We start from the raw sequence: 15,990 nt of genomic DNA, 5'->3' as shown, positions 1-15,990 counted from the left end.
CGAGGTATTAGTTAAATGTTAGTGTCGTATTGGTTCCGTTTAGGGCAGGTCGCTAAGACCTCTCGGTGACCGGTGTCTTTCACTTCTTGGAGAATGACATCAAAGCCCCATAATCGATACACGTGCTTTAGAACTTCTTCGTAACTATCATCAAGTGGGATGCGGTTGTGAGGAACGTACTGCAACGTAAGCGAGCGATCACCACGGACATCGACATTAAACACCTGAATGTTTGGCTCAAGATTAGATAAGTTATACTGAGCGGCTAGGGTTTCTCTAATGCGTTTATAACCCATCTCATCGTGTATCGCAGCGACTTCAATAAAGTTCTTATGATCATCATCGTTGATCGCAAACAGCTTGAAATCACGCATTAATTTCGGAGAAAGGTATTGGCTAATAAAGCTTTCATCTTTGAAATTATGCATCGCGAAATGCACTGCATCTAACCAGTCGGTTCCTGCTAGGTCTGGAAACCACTCCTTGTCCTCATCAGTTGGTTCTTCGCAGATACGCTTAATATCTCGGAACATGGCAAAGCCTAACGCGTAGGGGTTAATGCCATTAAAGTAAGGACTGTTATAAGGCGGCTGAGCCACGACACTGGTGTGGCTATGTAAGAACTCTAGAATGAACTTTTCAGACACCAAGCCCTCATCATAAAGATGGTTGAGTATGGTGTAGTGCCAGAACGTTGCCCAGCCCTCATTCATGACTTGCGTTTGTTTTTGCGGATAAAAATACTGACTGATCTTACGGACGATCCGAACAACTTCACGTTGCCACGGCTCTAGCAACGGCGCATGTTTTTCGAAGAAGTAGAGCAAGTTTTCCTGAGGCTCGCTCGGGAATCGCTCTTTAATGTCTTCCTCTTTCGTCTTGGCTGTCGGTACGGTGCGCCAAAGCTCATTAACTTGAGATTGTAGGTATGCTTCGCGTTCTTCTTGTCTTGCTTTTTCCTCTGTAATTGAGATTTTCTCTGGACGCTTGTAGCGGTCTACACCAAAGTTCATTAATGCGTGACAAGAGTCGAGCAGTTTTTCCACTTCTTTTACGCCATATCGTTCTTCACATTCGGCTAAGTACTTTTTGGCAAACAGCAGATAGTCGATAATAGAGCTAGCGTCAGTCCACGTTTGGAATAGGTAATTACCTTTGAAAAAAGAGTTATGGCCGTAACACGCGTGCGCTATCACGAGTGCTTGCATTGTTACCGTATTTTCTTCCATCAAATAAGCAATACAAGGGTCGGAGTTAATCACAATCTCGTAGGCTAGCCCCATTTGACCATGTTTATAGTTCTGCTCTGTTTGAATGAATTTTTTACCAAATGACCAGTGATTGTAATTGATTGGCATGCCGATACTTGAATAGGCATCCATCATCTGTTCTGAAGTAATCACTTCTATTTGGTTAGGGTAAGTGTCTAGGCGATAATGCTCCGCGACACGCTTAATTTCTTTGTGGTATCGCTCTAACAGCTCAAATGTCCAATCTGGTCCATCCGGCAACACTTTACTGTTACGCTTCTTAGGCGCCTCTCCTGAGAGGTTTCTCGTTGCGGTATTCATCGCTAGCCTCCTTACGCCGTTTCTTTTTGGAATAGTTCACGAAAGACTGGGAAAATATCCTCCACAGAGCGAATGTTTTTCATTGCGAAATTAGGAAATTCTTCAGTGAGTTTTTCGTACTCATGCCATAGAGTTTGGTGCGAGCGCCGCGTGATCTCTATGTAAGAGTAATACTGACAGTTTGGAAGTAATTTGTTCACTAACAGATCCCGGCATCTTGGCGAATCATCTGCCCAGTTGTCACCGTCGGATGCTTGAGCTGCATATATGTTCCACTGACCAATCGGGTATCGCTCTTTTACTATTTCATCCATTAACTTGAGCGCGCTAGATACAATGGTACCCCCGGTTTCTTGTGAGTAGAAAAATTCGTGCTCGTCCACTTCCTTCGCTTGGGTATGGTGGCGGATAAAGACGACTTCGACATTCTCGTAGGTACGAGTTAAGAACAAGTACAAAAGAACATAGAAGCGTTTTGCGATGTCTTTCGTTGCCTGATCCATAGAACCGGATACGTCCATTAGACAGAACATGACCGCTTGGCTCGATGGTACAGGGCGTTTCTCATAGTTCTTGAAGCGTAAGTCGAAGGTATCGATGAACGGCACGCTTTCGATTTTCTTGCGCAGTTCTTCAATTTCAGCCTTCAAGCGGTTCTCTTCAAACTGCTGAGCAGGCTCAATATTTTTGATGCGAGCAAGTTCGTCTTCTAGCTCTTTGAGAAGTCGTTTCTTACCAGCAGTCATTGCAGTACGGCGCGCAAGAGATTGTTGCAGAGAGCGTACTACGGCGATATTGGAAGGGATACCGGCAGTTTGAAAGCCTGCACGGTGTGTTTTCCATTCAGTGATTTTGGCAATTTGGTTTTTTTCTAGATTAGGCAGCTCGAGATCTTCGAACAAAATATCGAGGTACTCATCTTTTGATATTTGGAATACAAATTCGTCTTGGCCTTCTCCATCTGGACTGGCGTTCCCTTCTCCTGAGCCGCTACCCTGACCGCCACCTTTGGGACGCTCAATTTTATCACCAGTAATGAATTGGTCGTTACCGGGATGAACTCGTTCGCGAACACCACCTTTGCCTTGATGAAATATAGGCTCATTGATGTCTTTGTGAGGGATAGAGACGTCTTCGCCCGTTTCCGTATTCGTAATCGAGCGTCGATTCACTGCGTCTGCTACCGACTCTTTTATTTGCTCTTTGTGGCGCTTCAAGAAGCGCTGTCGATTAACAGCGCTCTTGTTCTTGCCATTGAGCCTTCGGTCTATAAATTGCGCCATGAAATAGCCCTCTTCATGTTTCACAAGCGACCTAACTCAATACTGGGTTAGGATGACTTACGTACTCGTAGGTACCACTCAGAAAGTAGGCGAACCTGTTTCTCGGTATAGCCTTTTTCCATCATGCGAGCGACAAAGTCGTCGTGCTTCTTCTGATCTTCAGAAGAGGTTTTCGCATTAAATGAGATAACCGGAAGTAGCTCTTCGGTATTGGAGAACATTTTCTTCTCGATTACTGTGCGCAGTTTTTCGTAGCTGGTCCAAACCGGGTTTTGACCATTGTTATTCGCTTTCGCACGAAGCACAAAGTTAACGATTTCGTTTCGGAAATCTTTCGGGTTAGAAATACCAGCTGTTTTTTCGATCTTCTCTAGCTCAGCATTCAGTGAAGAGCGATCAAATAGCTGACCAGTTTCTGGATCTCGGTACTCTTGGTCTTGAATCCAGAAGTCTGCATAGGTGACATATCGGTCGAAGATGTTTTGGCCGTATTCAGAGTAAGACTCAAGATAAGCGGTCTGAATCTCTTTACCGATAAATTCAACGTATCGAGGTACTAGGTAGCCTTTCAAGAACTCGAGATATTTCTCTGCTGTTTCAGCAGGGAACTGTTCGCGCTCAACCTGTTGTTCAATCACATAGAATAGATGTACAGGGTTGGCTGCCACTTCGGTTTGGTCGAAGTTAAATACGCGTGACAAAATCTTAAAGGCAAAACGTGTTGAGAGACCGTTCATGCCTTCATCGACACCAGCATAATCACGATACTCTTGATAGCTTTTTGCCTTTGGATCCGTATCTTTCAGCGTTTCACCGTCGTATACACGCATCTTAGAGAAGATGGACGAGTTTTCAGGCTCTTTAAGTCGAGAAAGAATACTGAATTGTGCCAGAGTCTCGAGCGTGCTTGGTGAACAAGGGGCTTGAGACAACTCACTGTTTTCAAGAAGTTTTTGGTAGATTTTGACTTCTTCTGAAACACGTAGACAGTAAGGTACTTTCACAATATAAACACGGTCCAAGAACGCTTCATTGTTCTTGTTGTTACGGAAGGTCTGCCACTCAGATTCGTTTGAGTGAGCCAGAATCATACCGTCGAATGGAATCGCAGAAAGGCCTTCTGTACCGTTGAAGTTGCCTTCTTGCGTTGCTGTTAACAGCGGGTGAAGCACTTTGATTGGTGCTTTGAACATCTCAACGAATTCCATTAAACCTTGGTTTGCTTTACACAGCGCACCGGAGTAGCTGTAAGCGTCTGGATCGTCTTGCGAATAGTGTTCAAGCTTACGAATATCGACTTTACCAACCAATGATGAGATATCTTGGTTGTTTTCATCGCCTGGTTCAGTTTTGGCAATACCGATTTGGTCAAGGATAGAAGGGCGTACTTTCACTACTTTAAATTTGGTGATATCACCACCAAACTCGTGAAGACGTTTAGCGGCCCAAGGAGACATGATCGAGCGAAGATAACGGTGCTCGATGCCATATTCTTTTTTCAAAATATCGCCATCTTCTGTGGCTTTGAATAGGCAGAATGGATGGTCATTCACTGGGCTGCGTTCGCCGTTAGCAGTAAGAACATAAATAGGCATCTGTTCCATCAGAGCCTTAAGCTTTTCTGCAAGCGAAGACTTACCGCCACCTACAGGGCCGAGTAGATAAAGAATCTGCTTACGCTCTTCTAGGCCTTGCGCCGCATGTTTTAGGTAAGACACAATTTGTTCTATGGCATCTTCCATGCCATAAAAGTCTTTAAAGGTTTCATAACGAGAGATAACACGATTCGAGAAGATTCGGCTTAGTCTCGGATCCTTTGCCGTATCGATTATCTCTGGTTCACCAATCGCCATCAGTAGGCGTTCTGCTGCATTAGCATAAGCGCTTTTGTCATCTTTACACAGGGCTAAAAACTCCTGTAACGACATCTCTTCATCTTTTGCAGCTTCATATCTTGATTGATAGTGGTCGAAAATACTCATGTCGCTTTCCCCTTTAATAGTCAGTCTACCGACGAACGTTGATTCAGGCTTTCCACCAACAGTTATGCTCGTTGTTGTTTGAATATACGTCCTGTTATCATATTTGGTTCGTACAGAATGTAAGATTGGCGACACCAAAGACTTTGCTTTATGGACGGTTTTTTCGTTACAACGGTGAGCGGTGGATATGAATTTTTCAATCACAGCCTTTCTCTACTTAAGCCTAGTCGGGGATTTGCAATTTTGCTTAACAATTATGAATTTATTGTAAAAGTGACATTTGAATCACTCTTTTATTAAGGACGAATTTATGTCGTGAATAGGTGCAATAGAAATCAAATATTTGGCAAAGACGGAAGAGTCTCAGTGATTCGTTGTTCTACATTGAGCAAGGCAAGTGAAAGAGGTAGGAAGAGAGCAAAGTCTTAGATAAGTTTGTGACAGGGTAAATAACAAGGAGAGCGGGCGCTCTCCTCATTCTTAGATGACCATTTTATGCGCTGAAGATTTGCGCTAGTTCGTTTTCACATAAATGATACTGACGAGGGCAGTTACGCCAAGTTTGCAGCATACGGCGGTATTTATCTAGCATCGGCATTTGGCTGTTAAAGTGATGATCTGCCTTGTCAAACTGAGGGTACAAACCTTCAGAATCGATGAGAAAACGTACGTAATGTACTTGTTGCGCTTCTGAAGCGATATCAAATCCCAAGAACTTCAAGCGACGTTGATCCACGTTGCTGCGATCTTCATCTTCTAGCATGTTGTAAGATTCTTGCATCGCATGATACATCTCCATAACGTCGATGATCTCACGACACTCTGCTTCTGAGAGGCAGCCGAAATCTTTGTTCAACTCTCGCATTTGTAGTTCATAACCACGTTCAACGATCGTTTGTAAGCGTTTGTATTTGGCCGCATTACTTGGATCAAGTTGAGACATAAGGTTGTATTGGTTTGATAGAATCAAACGTTGAGCGTTTGACATTTCCATGGTGACCTCACTAGATATCTAATACATTTTTAATGTGCTTAGGTTAACGCTTAAGACACGAGTGAAACATGATCTCAACACATATTTAATACTAAAAAATGGCAAGAACTGTCACTTTTGACCAGTTTAAAAACACTTATCTATGGTAATGATTGTATATGTAGTCTCGGTCTGAAAATACTCTCAGCCACTCTGGCTTGAATACGGTTAAAACCGCGAGTGCCATACCATTTAGTAGACCTTCAGGAAAGGCGAGCAACGGCACAAAAACAAAGTAGTTATGTTGAATGGTTTCCCAATCGTAGTGACCAACGGATAGGTGATAAAAAGAGTTAATGATGAGGTGCAGACTTCCTGTTATCGCGCCATTGAAAAATCCAGCAACGAAGATGAAAACAAAAATGTTTCGTGGCAAGTAGTGGTAACTCAGAAGAAACACTAAGTAACTAATGAAAATCGGAATTAGGGCAGATAGAACTAACGACGTGGGTAAGAGTAGCAAGGACACATCATGTAGTAGGTGGTTGACCAACATAGCGGGAATGCTGAGTAGAAATGCCATGCGCCACCCATACATCATCGTCAGCGTTGTTAGTGCAAGAAAATGAATCTGTAATCCTTCTTTTACACCTGCTTGAGCGGCCCATAAAATACTGAAAAAGAAGAGCGTTGCAAAAACGAGGTGCTGAAATCCTTTTTCTTTTTCCAGTTTGGGCCAAACGACTTTTTTCCAATCTGGTAGGCAGTAGACAGCTACTATCCAAATTGAGACAACAAGAGAGCCTAAGTTAAACAAATCCATGTTACTTCCTTCCTATGCGAACATTACGCAATCATTTCTATCGTTCTTTTTATACCTAAATGACCGCAGAGAAACTCACTGATAAGGCTTAGATATAATCAAAAAAATACCAGCAATAAGCTGGTATTTTAAAGAGGTTAGTCTTGCGGTTCACTTAGTATTTTACGTTATCGTTGTATTGAGCAAGAATGGATTGAATTTCATCCATGGTTTCTTTCGGTGGCGGGTTTACGCCTTCGAGTGGGTATTCTAAGCCTAACGCTTCCCACTTATGAGCCCCTAGTTTGTGGTAAGGAAGTAACTCGACCTTTTCGATGTTATCCATGTCTTTAATAAATTCACCAAGCATGTGTGCTGCTTCTGGGTCATCTGTGTAACCAGGCACGACGACATAGCGAATCCATGTTTTCTTTCCGATTTTTTGTAAGTAACGAGCAAAGTCCAATGTGCGTCGGTTGGATACACCGATGAGATCTTGGTGCACTTCGTCTTTCATGTGTTTGATGTCAAGCATGACTAAGTCTGTTGCATCCAGTACTTCATCGATAACATCAGTGTGCTTACGAACATAACCGTTAGTATCTAGACATGTATGAATGCCCTCGGCTTTAGCTGCGCGGAAAAAATCACGTACGAATTCCGGTTGAAGCATCGCTTCGCCGCCAGAACAAGTAACGCCACCACCTGATGCATTCATGAAGTGGCGGTAACTTTTCGCTTCGGAAATGATTTCTTCAACCGTGACTTCTTTGCCATCATGCGTGTCCCAAGTATCGCGGTTATGGCAATACTTACAGCGCATTAAACAACCTTGCAAGAAGACGATAAATCGAATACCAGGTCCGTCTACGGTACCACATGACTCAAATGAGTGAATACGACCAGCTGTTGACATCTTTTGCTCTCATTACTAGTAAATTCTAGCTGTTATTTTATTACAAAAAGCAGGGTTAAAACAGCTTTGTCGGTACTAAAGGCAAGGTTATTTGAAGAAAGAAAATAGATGGAGCCAATCTACATAAACGCTTGAACACGAGGTGGTTAATACCTACCCCGAGAACTTGCCGTGTATCTAGATTGACTTCGATGCTGGGATAATCCAGTTTTTAGAAAAAGGCGAACACGGAGAACGAGCCTGTCCCATAAACATCGGTTTGGGCTTCTTCATAATCCGGTGTTTTAATTGTAAAGGTGATGCTTGCACCGTAATTTTGGTTGTACCAAGATACTCCCGCGACGGCACTTGCTTGCCAATTTTGCAGTGTGACGTCGTATGGCGCTGACGGTTCAGGAATGCCAGGACGATCGCCTTCGATAGTCATGTCATTAAAGCGGTAACGACCTTCAAACCCGGTGAACAAGAACCAACTCGACGTGTTCTGAGCGATCATACTTGCTGAGAAAGGGCTTTCGACACTGATATTGGCGGCTCCGATGCTATTCGCTAGGTTTGTACCCCAACGAAACATGACGCCTTGAGAGACATCACTACGGAAGTTACCCGCATTGATGTCGTTAATGTTGGTGATCTCCCATTGTGTTTTTTGTTCTTCGCTGCGCATCAATTTGTTAAATACGCGGTAACCAAGGCTGAACGCCACTTTATCTTCAATCTGGTAATCCCAACCTTGAGGGTCCGTCGATCCTGTTATGCCGTGAACGATTTCTTGCGCCTTTTCTGATAGCGAACTTTCACCCGTAGTTCCTATGGTGAAATTGTACCGTACAGCTTTGTCACTCGTTAGGGAAAGGTAGTTGATTTCGGTGTGTAGGTAACCGGCATATGGGCGATCATTGATTAGTGGATAATCGGCTTCAATGTCGCTTGGAGTCCACATCTTGTGGCCAAGAACCAACTCTATTTTATCGATATTGGCGTGCTCTGAGTTAGCTAGACTCAGCCATTTCCATTGGCTTTCTTGTGTCAGTTGGTCTGTCGCGTAAGAAAGGAAAACACCATTCGTATAGTCTTGATCGACGCCAAAAATACCATCGTTGTCGATGGTAAAAGAAACCGTAGACTTAGTGGATGCTATTGCAACTGGAGAGAGAAGGGTAAGAATAATTAATTTACTAAATCTCATAGACTTTATTTGCTAACTTTTTTCGCATCATACGTAAGAATGCGGGCAAAAGTCTTTCGCGATATCACAACTTTCATTCAAGAAATAAAAAAAGGCTGATGCTACTTAGCATCAGCCTTTGTTGTATTACTAGAACGTTATTTCGCTATAGTCTTATAGAGACTCAGTGAATGTACGCGCGATTACGTCAGCTTGTTGCTCTGCAGTTAGAGAGTTGAAGCGAACAGCGTAACCAGATACACGGATTGTTAGCTGAGGGTATTTCTCTGGGTGCTTAACTGCGTCTTCTAGAGTTTCACGGTTAAGAACGTTCACGTTTAGGTGTTGACCACCTTCGATCCCCGCTTCGTGGTGGAAGTAACCATCCATAAGACCAGCAAGGTTAGCGCGTTGTGAACCCTCATCTTTACCTAGTGCGTTAGGTACGATAGAGAATGTGTAAGAGATACCATCTTGTGCGTCAGCAAACGGCAGTTTAGCAACTGAAGTTAGTGATGCTACAGCACCTTTCTCGTCACGACCGTGCATTGGGTTTGCACCTGGAGCAAATGGAGCACCAGCACGACGACCGTCAGGCGTGTTACCAGTTTTCTTACCGTAAACCACGTTTGAAGTGATAGTAAGAATTGACTGAGTAGGGATTGCATCACGGTAAGTCTTAAGCTTACGGATTTTGCCCATAAATACAGAAACAAGTTCACATGCAATGTCATCAACGCGTGGGTCGTTGTTACCGAATTTAGGGTAATCGCCTTCGATTTCGAAGTCGATTGCTAGACCGTCTTCGTCACGAATTGGCTTAACTTTTGCGTATTTAATTGCAGATAGTGAGTCAGCAGCAACAGATAGACCAGCAATACCACAAGCCATAGTACGTTTAACGTCACGGTCGTGTAGAGCCATTAGTGCCGCTTCGTAGCTGTACTTATCGTGCATGAAGTGGATAGCGTTTAGTGCAGTCACATATTGTTTCGCTAGCCAATCCATGAAGTGGTCCATTTTCTCCCACAGTTCATCGTAGTTCAGAACATCGCCTTCGATCTTAGGCATTTGCGGGCCAACTTGGATTTTTAGCTTCTCATCCACACCACCGTTGATGGTGTAAAGCATTGTTTTCGCAAGGTTCGCACGAGCACCGAAGAACTGCATTTGCTTACCAACAACCATTGGAGATACACAACATGCGATCGCGTAGTCGTCAGAGTTCATGTCTGGACGCATTAAGTCGTCATTTTCGTACTGAATAGAAGAAGTATCGATAGATACTTTCGCACAGAACTTCTTGAAGCCTTCAGGTAGTTGCTCAGACCAAAGAACAGTGATGTTTGGCTCTGGAGAAGGACCCATAGTGTATAGTGAGTTTAGGAAACGGAAGTTTGTACGAGTAACTAGCGTACGACCGTCAAGACCCATACCACCCATAGACTCAGTTGCCCAGATAGGGTCGCCAGAGAATAGATCATCGTACTCAGGAGTACGTAGGAAACGAACCATACGTAGTTTCATTACGAAGTGGTCGATCATTTCCTGAGCTTGTTCTTCAGTTAGCTTACCAGCCGCGATATCACGTTCGATGAAGATGTCTAGGAACGTAGAAGTACGACCTAGAGACATAGCCGCACCGTTTTGAGATTTAACAGCAGCTAGGTAACCGAAGTAAGTCCACTGAATAGCTTCTTGCGCAGTTTCAGCAGGACGAGAAATATCACAACCGTATTTTGCAGCCATTTCTTTGATTTGACCTAGAGCACGGTGTTGCTCTGCGATCTCTTCACGGAGCTGCATTGTCATTTGTAGGTCTTCGCCGTTCTCAAAACGCTCTTGTAGAGAAGAGAACTGCGCGAATTTATCCTTCATTAGGAAGTCAATACCGTATAGAGCAACACGACGGTAGTCACCGATGATACGACCACGACCGTATGCATCTGGAAGACCAGTCAGTACGCCAGATTTACGACACGCCATGATTTGAGGAGTGTAGATATCGAAAACGCCTTGGTTGTGAGTTTTACGGTATTCTGTGTAGATTTTTTTAACTTGTGGGTCTAGCTCGCGGTCGTAGGCTTTGCATGAACCTTCAACCATGCGGATACCACCGTTAGGGATGATCGCACGTTTTAGAGGAGCGTCAGTTTGAAGACCTACGATAGTTTCTAGGTCTTTTTCGATGTAGCCTGCATCGTGAGCAGTGATGGTAGAGATAACTGAAGTATCAAAATCAACAGGAGCGTGAGTCGCGTTCTCTTGTTTGATGCCTTCCATTACCTTAGCCCAAAGCTTGTTAGTCGCTTCAGTACCTTCAGAAACTAGGAAAGATTCGTCGCCTTCGTACGGAGTGTAGTTCTTCTGAATGAAATCACGAACGTTTACTTCGTTTTGCCAGTCGCCTGCAGCAAAACCTTCCCAAGCTTTAGCAAATTGCTCTGCCATGACATACCTACCTTTTTAGTAGAAAAAAATACGTACTGCTTCGCCGTTGAGCCAGCTATCCCCAGATAAAAGAGGGGAACAGTACACTCTTATGAATAACAATATTTATAGTCTTAAATTTACGTATTCGATTTACAAAACTATAAATATTGTCACTAGTTTTAACGTTTCTCTTTTTAAGCAACAGTTAGAGGTTAAACTAAAATTTTTTTGCAAACCTTAAACTAAATCAATAAATCCTCAAAAATTTCGATAAAAATGGGGTAGCGACGAGCGCTACCCACAAATTTCTGGACTGCTAGCTTATAGCCAAGCTTGGATGCCATACTGGCCTTCAAGCATACCAACTGCAAGCATAGCAACTAAACAGATAACAAGTACGCTTACTGGGATCACAATCTTGTCTACAAATGATAGGCGAGACGCGCGCTCTTTATCTCCAATTAAACCGTTGTTATCTAAAAGCATAGTTAGTGCCCAAGCTAGAACTGGGTTAACAACGGCAGAACCAAAGATACAAATGCCTGCTGCTTGTGAGTCTTTCGAGTCCTTCACCATCTGCATGCCAGCTTCAAGCAGTGGTAGAGATACACCAACGAGAAGAGCAACGCGCATAACTGGAGGCCATACTGCAACGTCCATAGGAAAACCAAGGATTGCAACAATAATACATAGAGAGCCTAGTAAGATGGCGCCAGCAGGAATAGGGCGTTTCGCGATTGCAGCAGGGATCATGTAAGTCCCCCAAGATGATGTGATGTTACCACCACCCACTGCAGTACCGACCATTTGGCGAACGGAACACATTGTCATTGTGTCATCAACGTCCATCAGTACTTTTTCACTCTTACGTGGGTAGTTCATTTCTTGGAAGATACGGTGACCCAAGAAGTCAGGTGACCACATTGCTACCGCAAGAATGGCGAATGGTAGAGAAGCGATGAAGTGTTCCATATTAGGAAGACCAAGCATCCAACCTTCTTCTGTTGAACCCCACCAGTAGATTGGATTTAGGTTTGGAAGGCCTGTCTCGGTTACGAATTTAATATCGAAGCCTGCGCCAAGAGCAAGTGCGATTGCAAGCCCAGTGAAGGCACAAACAGGGATCGCTAGCCAGCGTTTGTTCACTTTAGCAAGGAACGCGTATAAGCCAATGGTAACCGCAAGAACAATTAGACCGATGTAACCCATGCTACCAGCGGCAACCGTATCGGATTGCAAACCAACAGCCCAAGCTTGAATAGAGTTAATTTGGCTCATGGTTCCGGTTAAACCTAGGAAAATAAGAAGGCCACCAGCCGTACCTTCAGAGGTGAGGTTAACCAGTTTTGACCCACCTTTTAAGAGGCTCAAAATCAAACCAAACACACCAATGAGAATTGCTAATGCAAGAGGGTGAGCACCAGCAAGAGCGATGGTACCAATAAGAGGGATCATTGGGCCGTGGTTGCCTGCTAGGTTGGCTTTAGGGTTAATAAAACCAGAGGCAAGTACACAGAAAAGAAGTGCAGGGATGAGCATTTCTACACGCGCAACTTCGATAGCAAAGTCCTTGCCTAAGTTTACGTGGTCCCATGCTGCAGTAAGACCTTCAGCCCAAGACATCATTACCGCAGAGTACATTGCGATAATACCGATAGTACCAGCAAGTGCTGGAACAAGGTCTTCAAGCTCAAAGCGGAAGTCACGACCTGGCAAGTTCAAGCCAAAACGACGTGGCTTCATGATTTGTAGTTCGTGGTCTAGGTAGTCTGAACGGCTTGCGAACTCAGATGCTGGACGATGAAGCTCACGGTAGCTCTTGGTCTCGATATCTGAATCAGAGTGCGTTTTGTTAACTGCGTCTGACATAGATTCCTCATATATTTAAAAGTTATGAATTCTTCATTCAATTGTGTTAATCCGCATCCTGCGGCACGCTTATGCTAGCTATTGTTAGATTTGTTACACGTCGATACTGTGCCTAAGCATAGCTAATAACTTATTGTGTTGAGGCGCAAAAAAAGCCTCATCTTTTGGCAGGAGTCTAGCAAGATAGCCATTTAGGGTGATTGATTTAGATCACTTTAAGAATGGTTGTGAAATAAAACTACAGAAAGTTTCTGGCATGCGAATGAGATGCGGAGATCTTGTGTAATTTCATTACACAAGTTGCATAAAATTAGAACTTTTTTTCCTTTTGCACGAGATGCAGATTAAATGTCAATATTCACGGTGATTATATAAAGCTGGCTTTATTCTTGCTTTGGACAGAGCAAAGACAATTTTTTGGCTAATCATTGCCGCTCAGTTTAGGAAAAAGACATGAAACAGCTTAAAGTACTGCCACTAGTGGCAATCATCTCAGGGTTAATGGTCGGTTGCGGCGGCGGTGGCGGCGGTGGCGGTGGTTCCACACCAAGAACTACATTCACTTTTACTTTTGCAGCTCCAAATGTCATTAGTGAAACAAATGCACAAAAAGACAGCTGTACTATTTACGACCGAAGAGTAGATGGCAACGGCATCGAGCAGGTATTGACCTATCAACCAGCCGTAAGTGCACAGCTAACAGGAGGTAAGGTCGTCGGTTTCTATTCAGACAAGAATGGTGTCCGTCAAGGCGACTTTATCTACCCATCAGGCACTACTTTGAAATTTGTTCTAGAAGACATTCCTGAGGACGGCTATTTTACTTATCAGTTGCTTGATGCTTCTGGAACAGTATTTACGGCAAACAGCTTCGGTCGAGATTTTTTAAAGGACAATAACCTTAGAAACTCAACGTTCTCAATGAATCGAGAGGCGGTGTCTGCTTGCAATAAAAATGGCAACTTCCGTAAGGCTACCCGAACTGACCTTAAATATGAAGCAACGGAGGCTGGTGGCTTAGAGTACAACTTCATATCTAAAATTGCGAAAGAGTCTAAGCCTACCTATTCTATTGATTCTTTGGATGTAAGAGCAATTGGTTCGAAGATGGAGTCGACAGTCGTGCTACAATATGCAGACGCAGCGAAAACAGAACTGCACCAGTATGGTATTCGCGATTGGTCGAGTGAATCACCATTGCCGTTGGTTGGCATGAATGGCTCTTCTCCAATCTTGAACCCAACACTTTTTAAATATGACACTTTAGACATCAGTGTACTTGTTGGTGATTACAACTACGAAGTTGCAGAGCTACCTATGTCAACGACGAAGTTCTACCACCCGCTTGAGCCAAAAACGGAAACTTGGACTTACAGTGTTGCAGCTGAAAAACCTATCAATGGTTGGACGGTAGTGCTGAACCAAAAGATGTATCAGGACGCAAATTGGGATATCTCAATTGATCCAAGCGCTTACTACAACCTAAATGCTCTGCCTGCGTCGCATGTGGTGAGAGGCTCAACTATTGATACTGGTTTTGCTTTCACTGACCAAGATAAAGGCTTTAGCCGCCTTGCATATCGTGCAGAGTCTAACTCTGGAACACTACACCGAGTAACACACAAGATATTTACAACTTTAGAGAGTGATGTCGTTGTTCCGGAGTTGTTCTACTACACATTCGATGACAGTGTGAAGCAAGATTTGAAAGTTTCTTCTAAAAGTGATTTCTCACAATCTATTGTCGTGGAGTCTGCTGAAGCAAACCTAAATAGCTATGACTTTGTTTCTCTTTTCTCTCATGGTGATGTGACCGATCTTAAAGTGGATCACGATGGTCTTGTGATCAGTGAAGTTGATTCTGAGAAGGTCAATACGAATGCTCAGAAATCTGATTTTATGGTATTGGTTAAGTAGCGTCTTAACACTTTTGTAAATTAATTAAGCCCCTTTGAAAGGGGCTTTTTTATATTTAATATTCAACTTTTGAAGAATATGTTGCTATATATTGCATATTAATTTGTCTATAGTATCTTTCTATTCGAATTATTTAGGTTAATAATTTGTTGCAAGTTTCAAAGGGCGGTGCTAATTTGTTCCAAATTAGAGAGGGCGGAGTCCCTTAATTGCAGTGACAAAAACACAGGGAGTAGGGCGCATGAATGATGTACCAGCGCTAGATATAAAAGACCTGCACAAAACATTTGGACAAAATGAAGTTTTAAAAGGCATTTCACTTGCCGCGCACAAAGGAGATGTTATCTCCATCATTGGCTCTTCCGGCTCAGGTAAGAGTACCTTTCTCAGATGTATCAACTTGCTAGAAACGCCTACCGCGGGCGAAATTTGGGTAAATGGTGAATTAATCCAAATGAAGAACAACAGAGCAGGTGAATCTGTTCCTGCTAATGAAAAGCAAGTCCAACGTATTCGCTCACGCCTGGCAATGGTTTTCCAAGGTTTCAACCTCTGGTCTCACCTAACCGTACTAGAAAACGTGATTGAGGCGCCTGTTCATGTCTTAGGCGTGCCAAAAGCTCAAGCGATTGAAAATGCAGAAGTCTTGCTTAAGAAAGTAGGCTTGTATGAGCGTAAGGATTATTACCCTGGGCACTTATCTGGCGGCCAGCAGCAACGTGCAGCTATTGCCCGTGCGCTAGCAGTTGACCCAGAGGTGATGTTGTTTGACGAGCCAACTTCTGCGCTTGACCCAGAACTTGTAGGAGAAGTTCTGGGGGTAATGAGAGATTTGGCAGATGAAGGGCGAACTATGCTGGTGGTCACGCACGAAATGGCGTTTGCGCGTGACGTATCAAACCATGTGATGTTTTTACATCAAGGCTTAGTGGAAGAACAGGGAAATCCAGCTAAGCTATTTACAAACCCGGATTCAGAACGATTACAGCAGTTTATCTCATCCATTTACTAATATTTGTTAGGCGGCAGACTATTGCCTCCTAAGCCAACACAACAAACAAAACGAAATAAAATAG

At 43.5% G+C, this 15,990-nt stretch carries 11 protein-coding genes; 2 read left to right on the top strand and 9 right to left on the bottom strand.

Features of this window, described 5'->3' with window-relative positions:
• Positions 1-11: 11 nt before the first annotated feature.
• The 9 genes from IQP38_RS07505 to IQP38_RS07465 all read right to left on the bottom strand — a co-directional run bounded on the left by IQP38_RS07505 (position 12) and on the right by IQP38_RS07465 (position 12,997).
• Positions 12-1,571 (bottom strand): SpoVR family protein, encoded by a 1,560-nt coding sequence (locus IQP38_RS07505; protein ID WP_005378449.1) that lies wholly within the window; start codon positions 1,569-1,571, stop codon positions 12-14.
• A gap of 11 nt (positions 1,572-1,582) precedes the next feature.
• On the bottom strand, positions 1,583-2,854 hold the full coding sequence (locus tag IQP38_RS07500; protein WP_005378448.1) for a YeaH/YhbH family protein: 1,272 nt from the start codon (positions 2,852-2,854) through the stop codon (positions 1,583-1,585).
• Between the two features lie 47 nt (positions 2,855-2,901).
• Entirely contained in the window at positions 2,902-4,836 is a 1,935-nt protein-coding gene (locus IQP38_RS07495; protein WP_005378447.1) for a PrkA family serine protein kinase, read from the bottom strand.
• Between the two features lie 493 nt (positions 4,837-5,329).
• A complete protein-coding gene (locus IQP38_RS07490) occupies positions 5,330-5,830 on the bottom strand; it encodes a YfbU family protein (RefSeq protein WP_017820021.1) in 501 nt (166 codons plus the stop codon).
• A 136-nt stretch (positions 5,831-5,966) separates the two neighbouring features.
• Positions 5,967-6,632: an energy-coupling factor ABC transporter permease gene (locus tag IQP38_RS07485; protein WP_017634737.1), complete on the bottom strand. Its 666-nt coding sequence runs from the start codon at positions 6,630-6,632 to the stop codon at positions 5,967-5,969.
• 154 nt (positions 6,633-6,786) lie between these two features.
• Positions 6,787-7,527 carry a pyruvate formate lyase 1-activating protein gene (pflA, locus tag IQP38_RS07480; RefSeq protein WP_005378444.1) on the bottom strand — a complete coding sequence of 247 codons (741 nt, stop codon included), beginning with the start codon at positions 7,525-7,527 and terminating at the stop codon, positions 6,787-6,789.
• A gap of 211 nt (positions 7,528-7,738) precedes the next feature.
• Positions 7,739-8,716, bottom strand: coding sequence for a lipid A deacylase LpxR family protein (locus tag IQP38_RS07475; RefSeq protein WP_005378443.1), 978 nt, complete (start codon positions 8,714-8,716; stop codon positions 7,739-7,741).
• 153 nt (positions 8,717-8,869) lie between these two features.
• Complete coding sequence (gene pflB / locus IQP38_RS07470; protein ID WP_005378442.1) at positions 8,870-11,146, bottom strand: formate C-acetyltransferase; 2,277 nt, start codon at positions 11,144-11,146, stop codon at positions 8,870-8,872.
• A gap of 303 nt (positions 11,147-11,449) precedes the next feature.
• A complete protein-coding gene (locus IQP38_RS07465; protein WP_005378441.1) occupies positions 11,450-12,997 on the bottom strand; it encodes a DUF3360 family protein in 1,548 nt (515 codons plus the stop codon).
• 453 nt (positions 12,998-13,450) lie between these two features.
• On the opposite strand from IQP38_RS07465, the gene IQP38_RS07460 reads away from it, so the two are divergent.
• Together IQP38_RS07460 and IQP38_RS07455 are read left to right on the top strand one after the other, a co-directional pair.
• Positions 13,451-14,914 (top strand): hypothetical protein, encoded by a 1,464-nt coding sequence (locus IQP38_RS07460; protein WP_033905046.1) that lies wholly within the window; start codon positions 13,451-13,453, stop codon positions 14,912-14,914.
• A gap of 241 nt (positions 14,915-15,155) precedes the next feature.
• Positions 15,156-15,926: an ABC transporter ATP-binding protein gene (locus IQP38_RS07455; protein ID WP_005378438.1), complete on the top strand. Its 771-nt coding sequence runs from the start codon at positions 15,156-15,158 to the stop codon at positions 15,924-15,926.
• Positions 15,927-15,990 lie beyond the last annotated feature (64 nt).

This window comes from Vibrio sp. OPT41 (assembly GCF_015163595.1).
In the GTDB taxonomy this organism is placed as follows: Bacteria; Pseudomonadota; Gammaproteobacteria; order Enterobacterales; family Vibrionaceae; genus Vibrio; species Vibrio alginolyticus.
The sequence above is the reverse complement of the archived record's forward strand: the minus strand, read 5'-3'. Positions and strand labels throughout refer to the sequence as shown.